This window comes from Collinsella aerofaciens (assembly GCF_028209885.1).
Classification (GTDB): Bacteria; Actinomycetota; Coriobacteriia; order Coriobacteriales; family Coriobacteriaceae; genus Collinsella; species Collinsella aerofaciens_BA.
Map to the genome: position 1 here is coordinate 88573 of NZ_JAQLEM010000003.1, position 18485 is coordinate 107057.

An 18485-nucleotide genomic window follows, 5' to 3' on the forward strand; every position below is an offset into this window, starting at 1 on the left:
CAAAACTGTAGGGCGCCGTATCATTCTAAGTCCCGACATGGCGAGAATAACGCGCCCCTGCTCCGGAAAACGGCGAGATCTGGCTCAAAACGCTCGCTAGGGATATCCGAAGACCACCGTTGGCGACGTCGAATCATATGCAGACAACTCGAACTGCAGAATACTCCAAAAAATGCACGGCGCACCTCATGGGACCCATTGCCGCATGGCAGGAAACAGGTCCACGGCATCCTCTAGATGCATTCCCGAGGAAATCACATTTGAACTAGCGATCGGATACGGCAAACAAAAAGGGCCCCGAACGTAGTTGCTCGGGGCCCTTGGTTCACCTCGCCCTAGCGGGCGATGCGTATGTTACTTGCGCTTGCCGCCGCCGTCACCGGGGCGACGGGAGCTGCCGCCGCGCTTGCCGCCACGGCTGTTGCCATAGCTGCCACGGTTATCGCGACCGCCGGCACGGCCGCCACGGGAGCCGGTCTGGTTGCCGCCACGCCCGCCACGATAGCCGCCACGACGCTCCTCGCGGGTATCGTCGTAGTTGCGCCAATCATCGCGACGATCGCGGCTGGCACGCGGGTCACGACGATCGCGTGACCCGTTAGAACGACCAGCGCCGCTGCGGCTGCCGTTGCCGCGAGCACCCTCGCGGCGCTCGCCACCACGGCCCCCGCGCTCATCAAATCGCTTGCCGCCGCGGGACTCGCCACCGCGGGCACCGCGCTCACCACGGCCCTCGCCGCCATGACGCTCATCACGGCCACCGCGCTCGTCATCGCGACCGGAACGACGACGGTTGCCCGCACCACGCTTGCCGCCGCGCGAGCCACGGCCCTCGTCCTCGCGCTCAACACGGCGACGACCGCCGCGGTCCTCGTCCTCGCGGCGACGGCGATGTGCCTCGCCCTGGAACTGCTTAGCACGGCGCTCGGCACGGTTGCCGCGCGGGGCCTGCTCGACGGCAGCGCCAGCACGCTCCTCGGCAGCCACCTCGCGGGCCACGCTCTCCACGGCCTCGTCCACGCGAGCCTGAACGCCCTCGCGCACGCGGGTCTTGCCGCCGCGCTTGGGACGGCTCGGACGCTCACCGTCGCCGCGACGCTCGTCTCGACCGCGGTTGGAACGACCGGCCACATCACCGTAATCGTCGCCGTTGCGTTTGCCGTCGCGACGCGCCTGCTCAAGCTTCTTCTTGCTCTTGGACTTGCCGCGCTTGGTCTTCTTCTTCACCTTAAAGGCCGCAGGATCGCGCTCGGGGTCAACCGCGGGCGGATTGGGGCCCACATGCAGGTCGCCGGCCTCGTAGATGTCGGCGGTCTTGTCCATGAGCTTCTCGATCTCGTAGAACTCATCGACATCCTGCTCGGTCACAAACGTGATGGCCCAGCCCAGCTCGCCGGCGCGGCCCGTACGGCCAATACGGTGGATGTAGTCGGTCGGCTCGGCCGGCACGTCAAAGTTCACGACGTAGCGCACGTCGCTGATGTCGATGCCGCGGGCGAGCACGTCGGTTGCCACCAGCACGTCGACGGTGCCGTCGCGGAAGGCCGAAAGGGCACGCTCGCGCTGGGCCTGGCTGCGGTTGCCGTGAATCGCGGCGGCCTTGATGCCCTTACGCTCCAGACGACGGCAGCAGCTGTCGGCGCGGTGCTTGGTGCGCATGAAGACGATAGTGCGCTCCGGGCCCTCCTTCTTGAGGAACTCGGGCAGCAGGTTGTTCTTGGCCTCGATGGACACCGGGAATACAAACTGGTCGACGGTGTCGGCGGTCGACGTAGCGGGCGCGATCTCCACGCGGGCCGGGTCGCTCACTAGATCGGTGATCTCGCCCACGGCCTCCTCGTCGAGGGTCGCCGAGAACAGCAGCGTCTGGCGCTCGGCCGGCGTCTCGCGCACAATGCGGCGGACGGCGGGCAAAAAGCCCATATCGAGCATGCGGTCGGCCTCGTCGAGTACCAGCACTTTGACCTCGCCCAGGTGGCAGGCACCCTGCTCGATCAGATCGACCAGACGGCCCGGCGTTGCGACCAGGATGTCGCAGCCGTACTTAAGTGCCGCGGTCTGCGGCTTGTAGCTCACGCCGCCCACGACGGTCACGGCAACATGGCCGGTAACGTCGGCGATTTTGCTTGCGACCTCGTCGATCTGCTGGGCAAGCTCGCGCGTAGGGGTGATGACGAGCATCACGGGGCCACGGCCGTTGCCCTCGGGCTTTTTAACACCGCGACGGCGGTTGCGGCCGCCGCGCTCGCGCACGGGTTTGGGAGGAGCGATGTGCTCCAGATTGTTCATGGTCGGCAGCAAAAAGGCAGCCGTCTTGCCGGTGCCGGTCTGAGCGGCGGCAAGCAGGTCACGGCCCTCGAGCACCACAGGGATGGAGCCGGCCTGAACAGGCGTTGGCGCCGTGTAGCCCAGGTTCTCGATAGCACGAAGCATCTCGTCGGAAAGCCCCAGCTCGTCAAAGGCGGGCAGGCTCTCGGTAGCGGACTCGACGGCCTGGGCAGCATTTGCCTCGTCGGCGGCATCGAAGGCAGCCTGGGTCATGGCCTCGCGGGTCTCGTCCAGAATCTCGGCGTCCGTGACGTCGGATACAGAATTACGCATATGTCGTTGTTCCTTATCTGCACGCGTTATGGGCACGGCATGCGGCCGCACGGGCGTGCTTGGTAGTGCGCTAATACATACAAAAACGGGTGCGCACAGAGAGGACGTTGCTCAGCACGCTGGCGATCGCTTTGGCAGCTCTATCACGCGCCGTCCAGACGCAGCAGCTCTAAGCGATGGAGCAGATTCGCCGCCGGTTAGTATACCCGTGCTTCGCATGCCCCCACGTAAACCACAGATGACGAGGTGGACGAGGTGGGCCCGGCTGATTGTCTCAATCTGTAACATCTACAGGGCGAATCTTCCTCTACGTGTTACAGATCGAGACAAACGGTCGACACGGCTCACAAACGTCTCAATCTGTAACAGTTAACGAGTAAAATCGGCCCTAATTGTTATAGATCAAGACAGAGGGGGATTTCCGTCCAGTCCAAACCAAATCTCTCAGTCTTCCTGCAATTTCGAACATGTGGCCTATAATGTTGCTTTGGTTACGCTATATATTGCGCAGCCATTTAATACGTCGCCCACCGGGGGCCATTAATTCCTATCGCCATATTGGCTAGGAAGCAATCAAAGGAGGTATCCGTGGCAGCAGAGACGCCTTGCTCGGTCCTCTATAACGATATTCGCTCGTTCGGCGGTCTTAAACATCTCGAGATCGCCCGAATGCTTATCAACGGAAACTCTTATCTCGGCAGTACCCTGCTCGAGAAATGCTCTTCCAACCGCTCGTATCTCACCCGTTACATCGTCCATCGCAAGCCTGACCAGTGCGCGCCCGCCATCTACAGCGACTTTACCGTCACCACGCTCAACCTTTCCTCGGCAATCTGCAGCAAGCTCGGCGGCGGCGAGTCCGCCTATCGGGCAATCGCCGAGCACTATCGCGGTCCGGCCGCCAACGAAATGATGTCGGCTCTCGCCAGCTACAAGCTGGACAGCCGCCTATATGCAAATGCCCTCAATCGCATCGACAACTTTGACGGCAATGCCGTGCGCGAGAAAAGCACGCTTTACCTTATGCTCTTTGTGGCAACGGGGGCGCTCGCCGATCCCGTTCAGGGCGTGGCCACCGTCGAGCGCTTTTGCGACAGCAAGACGGGCGGGCACTTTGGCACCACCGAAACTACCGTCGGACGTGGCTTTATGAGCAGCCTGGAGCAGCCGCGCACCGTCGCCCCCAACCTCGGTCTGCTCAGAACCCATGCCGACAACTGCGCCGACATGCAAATCCATCCCCTCACACGCAATCCGCGCGGCACCGTGATTGGTTCTTTGCCCAAAACCTCGCCCAGCATCACCGATGTAGGCGCCGACGCCTCGCGCGAGCATCTTCGTATTTGGCTCGAGGGTGAGCACTGGTACGCCCAGGGCCTTGGATCGACCAACGGCACAGTGCTCGAATCGGGCGCGGGCGACGGCGATATTGTGATTGAGCCGCCGCGCGACCAACGCGAGCCCGGCAAAGTCTATCCCCCCGTGGAAATCGCCAACAGCGACAGGCTCCATCTGGGTCTCTACACGACATTCCTTGTCATTGTGGACTAGCACGGACAGCGATCGGAAGACGGTCGCCGTCCGTCTTTCGTCTTCTACCTTCTGCGTCGTAAACGACAATACTCAGCGGTACACGTGAGCAGTGCGGCTATCATGGTACTTTACCGATATCCGCACTGCTCACGTGTACGCGCGGCAACCCATGCCAGACAAAGGAACGCCATGGATACTACCGATAGCGCCTATGGCGACAAACTCATCCGTCTCGATACGTTCGATACCGCCGTGGCGGTCGACCCCAGCGCCGAGGACGACGCCAAGCGTCGGTTTATGACGCTTATTCTCCAGACGGCCCACCGCAACAACGGCAACATCGGGCACGTGCTGCGCGCGACCAACACGAGCGGCGAGGTCTTTGCCGTCAAGCTACTCAAGGACAACGCCATCCTTTCCGGCCAAGCCCCCGACCGCTCCGCCGAGCAATCGGCCGCGCACCTGGCCAACACCGCTGCGCTGTTCGAGGAGTACCGTCATCTGTGTACCGTCTCGCACCTGCACGGATTTCCGCGCGTCTATGGCTACGGATCGTGCGAGGACGACCCGCTCATCCTCATGGAGTGGATCGAGGGCACCTCACTCAAGCAGGCGCTGCCCCTGCTTCCGCACGACGCCTCGGGCGGGCTGACCACCCAGATGGTCGCCGCCGTCGGAAACGCCGTGCTTCGTGCGCTCTTGATGACCCAAGGCCTCGTGAATCCGGTCATCCATCGCGACCTGTCGCCTGCCAATATCATGTTCCGCACCACCAGCCGAACGCTCGAGCAGCAGATTGCTGATTGTTCCTTTGACCCCTGCCTCATCGACATGGGCTCCGCGACCATGGCTCTCGGCGACGACACGATCACCCGGCGCGCCGACATCTGGCGCTTTGCCACGCCCGCATACGCCGCGCCCGAGATGCTCACGCAGGATATCGAAGGCATCGCGGCCCTTCGCCGTTCGCCGGCAATCGACGTCTATGCGCTTTCGAGCATTCTGTACCAGCTCTACAGCGGTCGCAAACCGTTTGACTTTGAGTCGACGGACGCCGCTGCAACCGGCTCGTTCTATCTCGTAAAGACCAAGACCAAGCCGGCACCGCTCGAGCCGCGCTGCGAGGGCGATGAAGCGCTCGTCCAAATCATCATGAAGGGTCTCTCAGTCGAGCAGTGCGATCGTCCCACCGAGCAGCAGATGCTCGAGGTGCTCTCGGCATACCTCACCGATGCCGAATCCGAGGGCCGCGAAAGCACAGGAGACGAGGCCGCGATTGATATCGATTCTGGCACGCACCTTAAGGTCGACGTCGCCGGCGAGCGCGCACGAGAGATCCTGAATCAGGCCCGTCACGATGCCATGACCCGCCGCCGCTTTATTATCGGCGGCGCTATCGCAGCCGTTGCGGGGCTCAGCGTTATCGGGGCGGCAACCCATGGCTTTGGCATCCCCGACTACCTTGACGGCATCCGCGGTTCGCTTGACGACTACACCTGGGATCAGCTGCAGGAGATTTCGCTCAAGATTAAGGCCGCCGAGACCCGTAGCGAGGCACGCGAGATTGCCAAGCGCTATCATCTGCTCGATGCCGATGGGCATATCCCCTATCCGTGTACCAAGCGTGTCACGCTCACCAACGGGCTGCAGGTTGGCGCGCAGCTTGTGGGCATCCGCCACGATGAGCTCCTGGACGGGACGGGCAAGGCCGGACTGACGTTTATGTTCGATGCGGGTATTGCCGAGCGCAACGCTGCAGCTGAACCGCCGAGCGCCGGCTGGGCAGATTGCGAGCTGCGGGAATGGCTCAACGGCGACGGCCTTAAGCTGCTACCCAACGAGTTGCGCGCGCTCATTAAAGGGGTCAAGAAGATCTCGAATAACGTTGGCGCCGCCAGAAGCGCATCGTGCCTGAGCGAGCTGCCCGCAACTCTTTGGCTGCCCGCCATGGTCGAGCTGTGCGGAGTGCAGCCGCCCGAGTCGTTTACCGAGGGCTTTCACTACCTGGCCGACATCTATAACGGCGAGGGCAAGGAGTATCAGCTCTTCCGCGAGCTCAAGGTAAGTCCGTATACCACGAACGAGACGTTGGTTCGCCAGTGGAAGGGCAAGGACACCTGTTGGTGGGAACGAACGGCAAGTCCCGACACATCGGAGAGCGAAGGCACACTCTATATGAACCGCGTGGGACGCGACGGCGACGTCTTTACGTACGCAACGCCTGCGGAAAAGCCAAACAAGCTAACCTGTGTGATTCCCGGGTTCTGTATCTAGGCGGCGGGCGTCTTGCCATGACGGGACCCCTCCCCGGCAATTGTCTCGATCTGTAACACTAGCTCGGCAGATACAGGTCTAGATGTTACAGATCGAGACAAACCCCAACCCCGCGAGACAACGTCTCAATCAGTAACAGTAAAGGGTCAAAAACCTCTCTAGATGTTACAGAACGAGACATTAGCTTGCCGAGAACTTCGCCTCGTAAATGTGATTCAAGTGTGTCGATATTTCCTTGCCAATGTTGCGCAACAGGAACCCTTTCGGCGGTCGTAACGTACGAATTGTCATAGGTACCCCTTCAACGATTGGGAGAAGAAATGGCAAAGTACGCACCTAAACACTTGGAAGTCTCAGGCGGCGCCGAGTCTCGCCCCACATTCTCGGGCCATAAGGCAACACGACTCGCCATCACCGCGGCAACCACCATCGCTATGACTGGCTCGTCGCTGCTCGCGCCGTTCTCGGCATTTGCCAACGATGTGAGTGATACCACGGCACAGGACGCGATCATGTCCCCGCTTGCCGTCCGCGCCGGCGAGGCGGCAGGCTCCGCAGTAAAGGCAAACGCCCAGAAGATTGCCGACTTGCAGGCCGCAATCGACGCCGCAAAGGCCGCCGAGGCAGACGCCAAATCCGACTACGACACGGCGGCTGCCCCCTATACCGAAAAGCAGGTGGCACGCGACAACGCCCAGACCGCCTACGACGCCTCCGTCTCCGATAATTCGCAGGCAGAAGCCGCCGCGCGTGCCGAATACGCCCGTCAGCTCGACGAAAGCGTCAAGGCGGCTGACAGCGCCAGCGCCACGCTGAAGGATGCCCGGAGCAAGCTCGATGCTGCCAAGGCCGATGCCGAGAGCAAGGCAAAGGCACTCGACTCCGCAAAGCAGTCGGCAGCCGATACGCAGGCCAAGCTCGAGGCAGCCCAGAAGGCAGCCGCCAACGCAACGCCGGAGGAAATCAAGGTCGCCGAGCAGGCTGCCGCAGATGCGCAGGCCGCTCTGAACCAAGCAAAGGCTGCGAAGGCCGCTGCCGATTCCGCGCTCGCCGATGCCCAACAGGCTCAGAGCGCCGCGCAGAGTGCTTACGACGAGGCGGCAGGCACGCTGGCTTCCGCTCAGCAGGAAAAGACCGCCGCGGATGGTAAGGCGGCTGAGGCACAGGCGGCATACGACAGCGCACAAGCCGATTTGGCGGCCGCAAAGGCAGGCGCTGAGGGCCCGGAGTATGACGCCGCCCAGGCAAAGGTCGATGCTGCCCAAAGCGCACTCGACCAGGCGAAGCAGCAGCAGGCGGCTGCCGAAGCAGGCCTTTCTCAGGCAAATAGCGACGTTGCATCCAAGCAGGACGCCCTCACCGGTGCCGAAAGCGAGCTCGAAGCCAAGAAGCAGACAGTCGCAGCAGCCGAAAATGATGTAACGGCAGCCCAGACGAAAGCCGATGCGGCGCAATCGGAGTTGACCTCGGCAAAGCAGGCACATGCTACCGAACTGGAGAAAGCAAAGGCCGCTCAGAAACAAGTCGATCAGGCAAAAGCCGAGAAGGAGCAGGCAGACAAGGCGCTCAAAACTGCCAAGGCAAACCAGGCGGCCGCCGATCAAGCCGTTATCGATGCACAGAAAGCATACGATACGTGCAAGGCGGCAACCGATAAGGCAACGACGGCGGAGGCGCAGAGCGTCATCGGCTTCTACCAGTTCATCGGTGCCAACGACGCTGCAAACATCATCTATAGGCAGAGCGATAAAAACCCGACGACCATTGGCGATAAAAAAGACGGCACGTCACTCGACAACGCCAAGCTTTCGTTTGGCAAGCTGCGCGAAATTAATGAATATCGCAAAAGCGTCGGCCTTAGCGAGCTTAAGGTAACGGCAGAGCAAATGGCAATCGCTCAGTCTGATTCCAATTACTCCGACGCAACGAAGGGGCACTCAGACTATGCCGGATTTGAAAATGCCGCTTGGAACTTCAGCACGAAAGAAAACATCGCGCACCAATGGGTTGATGGCGAAAAGAAAATATTTGACGATGCTGCAGCGAAAGCCGGCCTTGGCAACGTTGCCCCCAAAGATGCTTGGAAGACTTTCTGGAGTCACGGTACCGAATTCGGAGCCCAAGGCGTGGGTTTTGGCACCGTCGGCCATTATTTGAATATCGTACAACCTAACGCCAAAACCATGGGATACGGCATCAACTCGCGCGGAACCCTTTGGCCGTATGTGTTCGTCTTGGAGATCGACAATAATTACGGTTCGTACGAGAAAGAATACTCGATCGATGAACTCGAGAATCTCTTTGATCAGTATCAGCTGAGCCTCTCCAAAGCCAGCGAAAAGCTCGCCGCCGCAAAGACGGACCTTGAACAAAAGCGCAGCACAGCGGCATCGAAAGCCAATGCCGTAAAGGTAGCTGAGACCCTCGTCGCTCAAAAGCAGGAAGGCGTTGATACCGCGAACAGCAACCTTGCCGCCAAGAACGACAGCGCAGCAAGTGCCGCCGCCGCTGTTGCCCTAGCAGAGCAGAATCTCGCCAAGGCAAACGGAAAAGTTACCGAAGCCGAAGACCAGGTCAAAGCCGCCCAAAGTAACGTGGCGACCGCAGAGCAGGTCGTCAACCAGAAGCGCGCCGAGCTTAAGGCATCGCAAGAGCAAGCCGCTCAGAGTCAGAAGAAGGTTGATGACGCCAAGGCAGAAACTCTCGTAAAGCAGCAGGCTCTGCAAGATGCAAAGAAGGAACTTGCCAAGTATTCTGCCGATGTTGCTGCGGCTCAGGAAAAGGCTGACAAGGCCCATCAAACGCTTGATGAAGCCACGGCAGCCCAGACGTCTGCCCAGAGTGCTCTCGAAAAGGCGGAGCGCGACGCGGCTGCCAAGAAGCAGGCCCTCGACACCGCGAAGGACAACGCCGAGGCCAAGGCGGCGACCGCGGAGCACGCTGCGAGCGATCTGACCACGGCGAAAAACGACTTTGCTTCAAAGAAGGCCCATGCCGACGCCCTGAGCAACGCGGCCAACAATCTTACCGCGGCCAAGGCGGCCAAGAAGGACGCCGACGCAGCAGTGACTGAGGCCGGAGTCGCCCTTGGTGCGGCAAATGATGCCATCGCGAACGCCGAACAGGCGATCGAGAATTCTCAGGCCGCATCGGATGCCGCTGTCGCTACCCTCGGAAAGCTAAAGTCCATCAACGTCGAAAACGGCATTGCTACTGGCTCTGATGCAAACGCGAATGATACGCTCAATGCCCTCTTTGCCAAGTGCGTCGCCGCCAAGCAGGCAGAACATAACGCAAAGGCCGCACTTGATGCCGCTCAGGCAGACCTTGATGCTGCGACGCCCGCCTACACCGCAGCGCTCAATGCCTACAACGAGGCGAAGGCAAAACGCGTAGCCGCCGAGCAAGCCCTGAAGGACGAGATCGCCCGCCAGGAGCAAGAGGCAGCGAAGGCCGAGCAGGCCAAGATCACGCAGGCTGCCGCTAAGCCGGCTGCTGGAAAGCCGTCTACCGGCAACGCCAAGACGGCCGCCAACTCGGCACTTCCCACCACAGGCGACAATGCTGCGCTCACCGGTGAGACGTTTGTCATCGGAGGTGTCGTGCTCGTAGCCGCTGGCGTCTTCCTGACCGACAAGAAGCGTCGTCAGGAGTAAGGATTTCAGGAGGACGGCTTCTCCTCCCTCCCACCGCTTCGCAAACCCTGCCCAGCATCCGCCGGGGCGCCCATCACGCGGGCGCCCCGGCGTTTTACGTTGTATGCCCGGGGCATCTGCTCCGAGATTGTCTCGATCTGTAACAAATACTCGGTAAAACGGGGTCTAGATGTTACAGATCGAGACGTTAGTTTTCGGCTGAAATGTTTGTCTAAATCTGTAACAGCTATGGTTCAAAAACCGGTCCAGACGTTACAGATTGAGATGATTGGTTGGGACGGTCCATCGGCCAACCAACTATCCTCATCTGTAACGAAATGTCATACATTTCTTTCTGTACTGGACACCCCCAGGGGGTATGGGTGTATAGTATCGGCGGGTTAACAATTCCAACACCGAACTACAGAAAGGAGAAGCCATGGCTCAGGATAAGTTTGACGTGGGCGGTATGACGTGCGCCGCGTGCCAAGCGCACGTGGACCGTGCCGTGAGCAAGCTCGACGGCGTCCAAAGCGTCGCGGTCAATCTGCTCGCCGGCTCTATGCTGGTGGACTACGACCCTGCGCAGGTCTCCCCCGACGACATCTGCACCGCTGTCGACCGCGCGGGCTACTCGGCCTCGCCCATCAGCACGGGCACCGACGCTGTCCAAAGCGGAAGTGCGCAAGCCAGGTCCGGCGCCGCCCATATGGAGTCGCCCACCAAAAAGCTGGAGGCCGCCGCCTCCGCCATGCACACCCGCCTCATCATCTCGATCATCTTCCTCATCCCGCTGTTCTACATAGGCATGGGACACATGCTTGGTTGGCCGCTGCCCGGCATTTTCACCGACCATACCCACAGCATGACGCTCGCCCTCACCGAGCTCGTCCTGCTCATCCCCATCGTCTATGTCAACGACGCGTACTTTATCAACGGGTTTAAATCGCTCGCGCACGGCGCGCCCACCATGGACGCCCTTATTGCCGTGGGCGCCACCGCCTCCATCGCCTGGTCGCTCTACGCCATGTTCATCATGGCCGACCAGCTAGCCGCGGGTCAGGTCCACGAGGCCATGATGACGGGCATGGACAATCTGTATTTTGAGAGCGCGGGCACGATCCTGTCGCTGGTCACCGTGGGCAAATACCTCGAGACGCGCAGCAAGTCCAAAACCGGCGGCGCCATCGAGGCGCTCATCGACCTGGCGCCCAAGACCGCGACCGTCGTGGCCGACGACGGCACCGAGACCGCTGTGGACGTCGACAGCATTCTGCCCGGCCAAGTGCTGCGCATGCGCCCCGGAGAGTCCATCCCTGTCGATGGCGTGGTGCTCGAGGGCGCTTCGGCCGTGGACGAGAGCGCGCTCACCGGCGAGTCCATCCCCGTGGAAAAGACCGCCGGCGACACCGTCAACGCCGCCACTGTCAACCGTACCGGCTCGTTTACCTTCCGTGCCACACGCGTGGGCGCCGACACGTCGCTCGCCAAGATTATCCAGCTCGTCGAGGACGCCAACGCCACCGAGGCGCCTATCGCCCGCATGGCCGACAAAGTCGCCGGCGTGTTCGTGCCCGTGGTGTTCGTGATCTCGGCTGTGACCTTTGCGGTGTGGATGGCACTGACCGGCAGCATAAACGAGGCGCTCACCTCCGCCGTGGCCGTGCTGGTGATCAGCTGTCCGTGCGCGCTGGGCCTGGCCACGCCCGTCGCCATTATGGTCGGCACCGGCAAGGGCGCCGAAATGGGCATTCTGTTTAAGAGCGCCGAGGCGCTGGAGAACCTACGCAGCGTGGGCACCGTGGTGCTCGACAAGACGGGCACCGTCACCCGCGGCAAGCCGGCTGTGACCGATATCACGGTAGCCACGCGCGCTGACGGCTCGCCCGCCATGAGCGAAAAGGCATTGCTCAAGCTGGCCGCTGCGCTGGAGCGCTCAAGCGAGCACCCGCTGGCCGAGGCGATTATGGCCGAGTGCGAGGCGCGCGGAATCGTCGCACGCATGGTCGAGGACTTTACCGCCGTGCCCGGGCGAGGCGTTACGGCACGCGAGGGGCAGAATGTCATCGCCGCCGGCAACGTGCGTCTGATGGACGAGCTGGGCGTGAAGGTTCCCGCCGGCCTTGCCGAACAGTTCGCGGCCGAGGGCAAGACGCCGCTGTTCTTTGCCAAGAACAGCGAGCTTGTCGGTACCATCGCCGTGGCGGACGAGGTCAAGGAGACGAGCGCCGGGGCCATCGCCGCACTGCGCTCGCTTGACGTCGACGTGCGCATGCTCACCGGCGACAACCGCGTGACGGCCGAGGCCATCGCCCGCCGCGTGGGGCTGAGCAGCGAACAGGTCATCGCCGACGTCCTCCCTGCCGACAAGGAGCGCCACGTCCGCGAGCTGCAGGATGTGGGCGGCAAGGTCGCCATGGTGGGCGACGGCATCAACGACTCCCCCGCCCTGGCGCGCGCCGACGTGGGCCTTGCTATCGGCACCGGCGCCGACATCGCCAAGGAGGGCGCCGACGTGGTTCTCATGCGCAGCGACCTCATGGACGTCGCCCGCGCCATCGAGCTGTCGCGCGCCACAATTCGCAACATCAAGCAGGACCTGTTCTGGGCGCTGTTCTACAACGGCATCGGCATTCCGCTGGCGGCGGGCGTGTTCTTCCCCCTCACCGGTTGGCAACTCTCGCCGATGTTTGGCGCCGCGGCCATGAGCCTGTCGAGTGTCTGCGTCGTAAGCAATGCTCTGCGCCTGCGAACCTTTAAGCCTAAAGTGGCAAAATAGGCTCACCATTACGTCCATTTAGAACGGGTTTTCCAGGTGCCCGAGATCGACCTGAAAGAGGAGCGACGCGTACTTTGGTACGCGAGCGACGGCTTGAAGGTCAAGGTCGAGTGCCTGGGAAAGCCGACACAACAGAGAGGAATACCCATGCGTTACACAATCAAGACTACCGGCCTCATGTGCGGCCACTGCGACGCCACCGTCGAGACGGCGTTGCTCAACATAGCCGGCGTGACCGACGCCGACGCCGATCATGAGACTCAGACCGTACAGGTGGAGTGCGCCGACACCGTGACCGCTGAGCAGCTCGCTGCCGCCGTCGAGGACGCCGGCGAGAAGTTCCACGCCCTATCCGTGACCGCCGCGTAGCAGACGCCGCCTACTGAATCCTCAGAAGTTGCGGTGAAATACGGACTGTTGTGCCGCCCTAGGCCTTTAAACGGTCCGTATTTCACCGCAACTGACGGGGATATCCGAAAGATCGACCAGAAACGAGGACCCGCCATGATGGCAGACCACAAATCGGTGACCCGCATGCTCAAGACGGCACGCGGCCAGATCGACGGCATCTTGCGGATGGTCGAGGAGGACCGCTACTGCGTCGATATTTCCACGCAGCTCATGGCAACGCAGGCGCTCATTGCGCGCATCAACGCCGACGTGCTCAAGGCGCATATCGAGGGCTGCGTAACTTCGGCAATCGAATCGGGCGACGAAGACCTCAAAGCCGCCAAGCTCGCCGAAATCGAACGCGTCGTCGACAAGCTCTCCAAGTAATAGGGGCATTGGGGACAGGTACGTTTGCACCACCTTGGTGCAGATTAACCTGTCCCCAATGCACCAAAAGGGGTATAAAGGCGTGCAGCATATCGAATGAAAGGCAATTCGCATGAATGACTTTATGAAGGGTCGCAACGGCGCCGATGAGCTCACCATCGTGCTGGGCTTCATAGGAATTATTTTCGCGATGGTCGGATCGATGGCCCACCACCAGTGGCTCAGCTGGATCGCCATCGCCGTAATCGTACTCGGCGTGCTGCGTGGCCTGTCCAAAAACATCGACGCCCGCCGCAAAGAGAACGAGGCCTTTGTCGCCACGACCGCCAATGTTCCCGGCTTGGGCAAGTTCGTCGCCAGCTTGGGCAGCGGCGCTGCAGCGGCTAGCACCTCACGCGCAGCCGGCACCAGTAAGGAAGACTTTGAGCGTGCCAAGCGCACGGCCAAGAAGATGTGGAAGGGTCGCAAGACCACGGCATACCTCAAGTGCCCCAACTGCGGCCAGATGCTCTCCGTCCCCAAGGGCAAGGGCAAAATCCGCGTCACCTGCCCCAAGTGCCACGCCAAGATGGAAACGCGCTCCTAGCCGCTACACCATAGGACAAATAAAAGCCGAGGCCTCGCACTGAGGCCTCGGCTTTTTTGATTATGGCAAAGGGACCGTCCCTTTGTCACACCTATGCCACGCCGTCGCGGGCGAGCTCCTCGGCCAGCGCCTCGGACGGCATGGCCATAATCGCGTCGAGCTCGGCGTCCACCTCGGGAATGCGCTTCACCTTGAGCTTGCGCGCCAGATCGCCACGGCACATCACGTGCGTCGGCTCACGCAGGGCACACAGATCATCCAGAGGATTCTTGCGCGTCACCAGGATATCGGCTGCCTTGCCGCACTCGATCGTGCCGGTCTCGCCGCCCAGCCCCAGCAGCTCGGCATTGACCTGTGTGGCCGTGTGCAGCGCAAAGGCATTGCTCACGCCAACGTACTTGGCAAAGTAAGCCACCTCGCGCCACATGTCGTACTGCGTCACAAACGGGCAGCTCGAGTCCGTGCCCAGACCCACCTTGACGCCGGCATCCAGGGCGGCGCGGGCGCTCTCAATAATGCCCGAGCATACGATGTCGCCGTTCTTCTTTTGCGTGTCGGTCGAATGGGTCTTCTCCGGATCGAGCAGTACAAACGGCAATGCGGGGCTGATCGTGCAGGTCACGCTCGGCGCACGCCCCTCAAGCTGCGTGCCCGCGGCACCGCGATACAGCTCCAAAATCTCAGGCGTCATCGGAGCACCATGCTCGATCGTGTCAACGCCCGCCTGAAGCGCGGCCTTCACACCTTCGGCACTCTCGACATGGGCCATGACCGGAAGGCCAACCTCGTGCGCCGCCTTGCACGCCGCGGCGGCAACCTCAACCGGCATGCGAAGCACGCCCGGCTCGCCCACCTCGGTCGCGTCGAACACGCCGCCCGTCACGAACAGCTTGATGACGTCGGCACCACGCGCATACAAATCGCGCACCTGCTCGGCGGCCTCGGCAGGGCTGTTGGCAACCTGGGCGAACAAGCCCGCGCCGTGGCCACCCGGCACCGTGACGCCCGTTCCCGGCGCCACCAGGCGAGGACCTTGATACTTGCCGGCATCGATAGCATCGCGCACGGCCAGATCGGCAAACAGCGGATCGCCCGCGCCGCGCACCGTGGTCACGCCACTTGCCAGTTGTTGTTGGGCGCTGCCCTTAAGAATATGGCGCACGATGGCGCGCCCCACGGGATTATCGAGCTTCTTCATCAGCGCGCCCGCATCGCCGGCCGAGACAGGCTTGCCCGAACCGCACAGATGCACATGCATATTGATGAGGCCTGGCATGAGATACGCCCCTGCCAGGTCGATGACCTCGGCACCTGCAGGCGCCTGCGCCACAGCACTCGGCCCCATCCACGTGATGACACCGCGCTCAACGGCCACGGCCATATCGGGTTGCGGCTCCATATGCTCCGAACCATCCAGAATGGTCGCATTGATAAACAACGTGGAACGATCAGCAGACGCCATATCGAGCTCCTCCCTCACGATTAACTTGAACATTTGTCCATTATCACCTAATGCAGCGACCTAAAGTCAAGCATATCGGTTAACGGAGGGAAGAGGGGATGTGGGGGACGGAATACGTTGCAGCCCCACCCCAGCAACACCAGGGAAATGTCTCGAACTGTAACAGGTACAGGGTTATTGGGCCCCTTGATGTTACAGATCGAGACATTCGGTCGACGTTTCACCGGTTTGTCTCGATCTGTAACAGTTACGAGCTCAAATAACCTCTAAACGTTACAGATTGAGACAAAACCCCTCAGCGCCCATACCACTGACGTCTCCACTCCTCAGCCAGATCGGCCCGCTGTTGAATTCCCGCCAGTCTCATCTTTTCAGCCAGCTTCCCCGGGTTCTTGAGTTCATCAAACGTAAACCGAAGCACCTTGTGCCCGAGCATCGTCAGATGAGACTCTCGCTGACGTTCTGCCACGAATGGGTCGACCGACCCCCGATCCCCACCATCCTGCAGGGTATACTTTCCCTTCCCGTCGAGCTCGCCGATGACACATGTCCCATCCTCGAGCCTCCAGAAATAATCAACCCGAAACACCTGGCTCGAATCGAGCGGATCGCGAAACTCCACCTGCAGCTCCGGAACCGGAAAACCGTATGCAATAAAGAACGCTCGGAACCGAGACTCGCCGCCGTTTTCGGACAGCCCGTCCGCATACGACGCGATCACCTGCGCCCTGCGATACCCTCGCCTGCCCTCGCAATCGGCGCGGAGGCGCTCGCACAAATCCCCACGTGATACGCCTTTCGCCCGCAGTGCAGAATCGGCAATCGCCAACCCGTAGGAGAACGGCGCACGCAGCAAGCAATCCTCCACCGTGCGCCAAAACGACGTCACCCGCACGCCATCAACACGCTCGAGCGCGCCCGCCATCTGTGGACGCAACAACCTGCACCCGCTGCTCAACGTCACCGAACAACCCGTCTTAACAAGAAAACGCGGCCCAAGCAGATTATTCGGCACCTCCAGACCCCATATCAGTGCGGCGTCATATCCCCAAAACGCCCAATCGGGATGAAATTCCGCAAGCCCTCTGATAGTCCTCAGTGCTCGCTCCGCTGGCGTCAATGCATCCCAATCATGCTGAAAACAGAACAGGAACGGCTCGGGCTCCGCGATATCGTCGGTTCCAACATGGCGCCGCAGCCACATGAGCTCGGTATTGTCATGCGTTGCGAGCAGCGCACCTTGCTTGGCCGTCTCCGTGAGCCGCGCGAGCATCCTATTCCGCGCCAACGTGTTGCGAGTCGCATGTTTGTGTTTGAGAACGGTATTAGACACTTTCATCACCACCACGTCAGACAAATGGACCATCGTCACCGTTGCCTCCGCTGACAAATGTCTTGATCTGTAACAGGAAGACCGATTTTTGGCCGCTAGATGTTACAGATCGAGATCTTTCGACACCGCGTCCAACCTTTGTCTCGATTTGTAACAGGTAGGTCGAGTTTTGGCCTGTAGATGTTACAGATTGAGACATTCCCCCAACCAGGTGCCAAACGTCTCGATCTGTAACAGTTAGACGTTCTCCAGCCCCCCAAACGTTACAGATTTAGACAAACCAGCGGCGCCCAAGCGTTCGTCTCAATCTGTAACAGGTAGACCGGTTTTTTGCCCCTAAACGTTACAGATTGAGACAAAGTCAGGGGCAGCAGAGCGACACCAGTAACATCCCCTACTCCCACTCCTGCTCGTAGATGTTGAGCGACTTTACGTACCGCCCCTGGGCGCCCATGATGTCGCGGACCAGACGCAAGAAGAAACTGATGCACGAGGTGTCAAAGCCATCCTGCAGGTCCTCCGGATGCACCGCACCAGGCCCATCGACCGCCGTGTCACTCAGGCGTGCGATGTCATACAGATAGAGTTGTCCCGCCGTCAGCCAGACATCGTCGACGCAGGCGAGGCGCACCGCAATCGCTCCGTCGCTCCAATGCTCCTTTTGCACGATATGCGGGTCGTAGACATCAAAGCGACGGTCGGCGCGCGTGTCCTTCAGCGCGACCATACCAGTCGCAGGATCCTTGTCCAAAATGCCAAAGCGCGAGAAATACTGCGTGTCGCGTACCTGCTCGAGCCGCTTGAGCGAGGCAGGCGAAAGCGATGTCGGCGGCTCTTCAACATACAGCTCGAGCAGCGTCTTGCCATGGCGATAGGGGCGCTCGAAGAGCAGCCAATCGGTAAATGCCATGTTGTAGGCCATGATTTCGTTTTGCGAAGGCTCGGTGCAATAGCTGAGCCACGGGTCGACAATGATCTCGAACTGTTCGCGCGCCGGCTCCAAAAACTGGAACTTCCGCAGCATCCAAAAATGGGCCATGTCGGCAATATCGTTGCCGACGGCTTCGGCTAGCTGCGCTCGGTCTAAAGCGTGATCAGTCATGGCATCCTCCTCAAACTGATGGACCTCAATTTGAGCTTACGAGGAGGGTGGGCAGCCACGACCAGCGCGGGCAAAATAGGCCTCCGGCTGCAAACCAACTGCTGACCAAACACTTGACGAAAAGCTTGACCGAAAATGCGCACCGCAACAAAACCACAGGTAAACATAGACGGCCAACCCGCCCTTTTGAGCCAGATACCCACAGCCACCACAGAAACAACAGGTGACCACAGCCCAAGAAGTCGACAAATGAACACCCGCACGTCGACAAACGAGCAAATCGCTCGCAAAGAGTGTCCCCAACGACTAGACAAAAATGACCAGTCGTTGGGTGTTCCTATAGTTTTGTCAACCGTCGGGGCTACTCCCGGTAGGGCACCCGGTCGCGCATCACGGCGTATAT

Annotated in this window: 11 protein-coding genes; 7 read left to right on the forward strand and 4 right to left on the reverse strand. The window is 60.7% G+C overall.

Features of this window, described 5'->3' with window-relative positions; all coding sequences use genetic code 11:
* Nucleotides 1-354: 354 nt before the first annotated feature.
* Nucleotides 355-2601: a DEAD/DEAH box helicase gene (locus PMX21_RS01415; protein ID WP_271757443.1), complete on the reverse strand. Its 2247-nt coding sequence runs from the start codon at nucleotides 2599-2601 to the stop codon at nucleotides 355-357.
* Nucleotides 2602-3189: 588 nt separating this feature from the next.
* Here PMX21_RS01415 and PMX21_RS01420 point away from each other — a divergent pair.
* The 7 genes from PMX21_RS01420 (at nucleotide 3190) to PMX21_RS01450 (ending at nucleotide 14185) form a co-directional block, all read left to right on the forward strand.
* Nucleotides 3190-4152, forward strand: coding sequence for an FHA domain-containing protein (locus PMX21_RS01420; RefSeq protein ID WP_195245911.1), 963 nt, complete (start codon nucleotides 3190-3192; stop codon nucleotides 4150-4152).
* A 171-nt stretch (nucleotides 4153-4323) separates the two neighbouring features.
* Nucleotides 4324-6408 (forward strand): protein kinase domain-containing protein, encoded by a 2085-nt coding sequence (locus tag PMX21_RS01425; RefSeq protein WP_271757446.1) that lies wholly within the window; start codon nucleotides 4324-4326, stop codon nucleotides 6406-6408.
* A gap of 320 nt (nucleotides 6409-6728) precedes the next feature.
* Nucleotides 6729-10064, forward strand: coding sequence for a CAP domain-containing protein (locus PMX21_RS01430; protein ID WP_271757448.1), 3336 nt, complete (start codon nucleotides 6729-6731; stop codon nucleotides 10062-10064).
* Nucleotides 10065-10482: 418 nt separating this feature from the next.
* Complete coding sequence (locus PMX21_RS01435) at nucleotides 10483-12822, forward strand: heavy metal translocating P-type ATPase (RefSeq protein WP_271757451.1); 2340 nt, start codon at nucleotides 10483-10485, stop codon at nucleotides 12820-12822.
* A 147-nt stretch (nucleotides 12823-12969) separates the two neighbouring features.
* Complete coding sequence (locus PMX21_RS01440; RefSeq protein WP_271757453.1) at nucleotides 12970-13191, forward strand: heavy-metal-associated domain-containing protein; 222 nt, start codon at nucleotides 12970-12972, stop codon at nucleotides 13189-13191.
* A 138-nt stretch (nucleotides 13192-13329) separates the two neighbouring features.
* On the forward strand, nucleotides 13330-13599 hold the full coding sequence (locus PMX21_RS01445; protein WP_231501630.1) for a metal-sensing transcriptional repressor: 270 nt from the start codon (nucleotides 13330-13332) through the stop codon (nucleotides 13597-13599).
* 112 nt (nucleotides 13600-13711) lie between these two features.
* Nucleotides 13712-14185, forward strand: a complete 474-nt coding sequence (locus PMX21_RS01450) for a hypothetical protein (protein ID WP_271757456.1) — start codon at nucleotides 13712-13714, stop codon at nucleotides 14183-14185.
* Between the two features lie 91 nt (nucleotides 14186-14276).
* On the opposite strand, the gene PMX21_RS01455 is transcribed toward PMX21_RS01450, so the two are convergent.
* From PMX21_RS01455 to PMX21_RS01465, 3 genes are all read right to left on the reverse strand, one after another.
* Nucleotides 14277-15647, reverse strand: a complete 1371-nt coding sequence (locus PMX21_RS01455) for an amidohydrolase family protein (RefSeq protein WP_271757459.1) — start codon at nucleotides 15645-15647, stop codon at nucleotides 14277-14279.
* Between the two features lie 295 nt (nucleotides 15648-15942).
* Entirely contained in the window at nucleotides 15943-17019 is a 1077-nt protein-coding gene (locus PMX21_RS01460) for a hypothetical protein (RefSeq protein ID WP_271757462.1), read from the reverse strand.
* A 355-nt stretch (nucleotides 17020-17374) separates the two neighbouring features.
* Nucleotides 17375-18082 (reverse strand): hypothetical protein, encoded by a 708-nt coding sequence (locus PMX21_RS01465; RefSeq protein ID WP_271757465.1) that lies wholly within the window; start codon nucleotides 18080-18082, stop codon nucleotides 17375-17377.
* Between the last annotated feature and the right edge of the window lie 403 nt (nucleotides 18083-18485).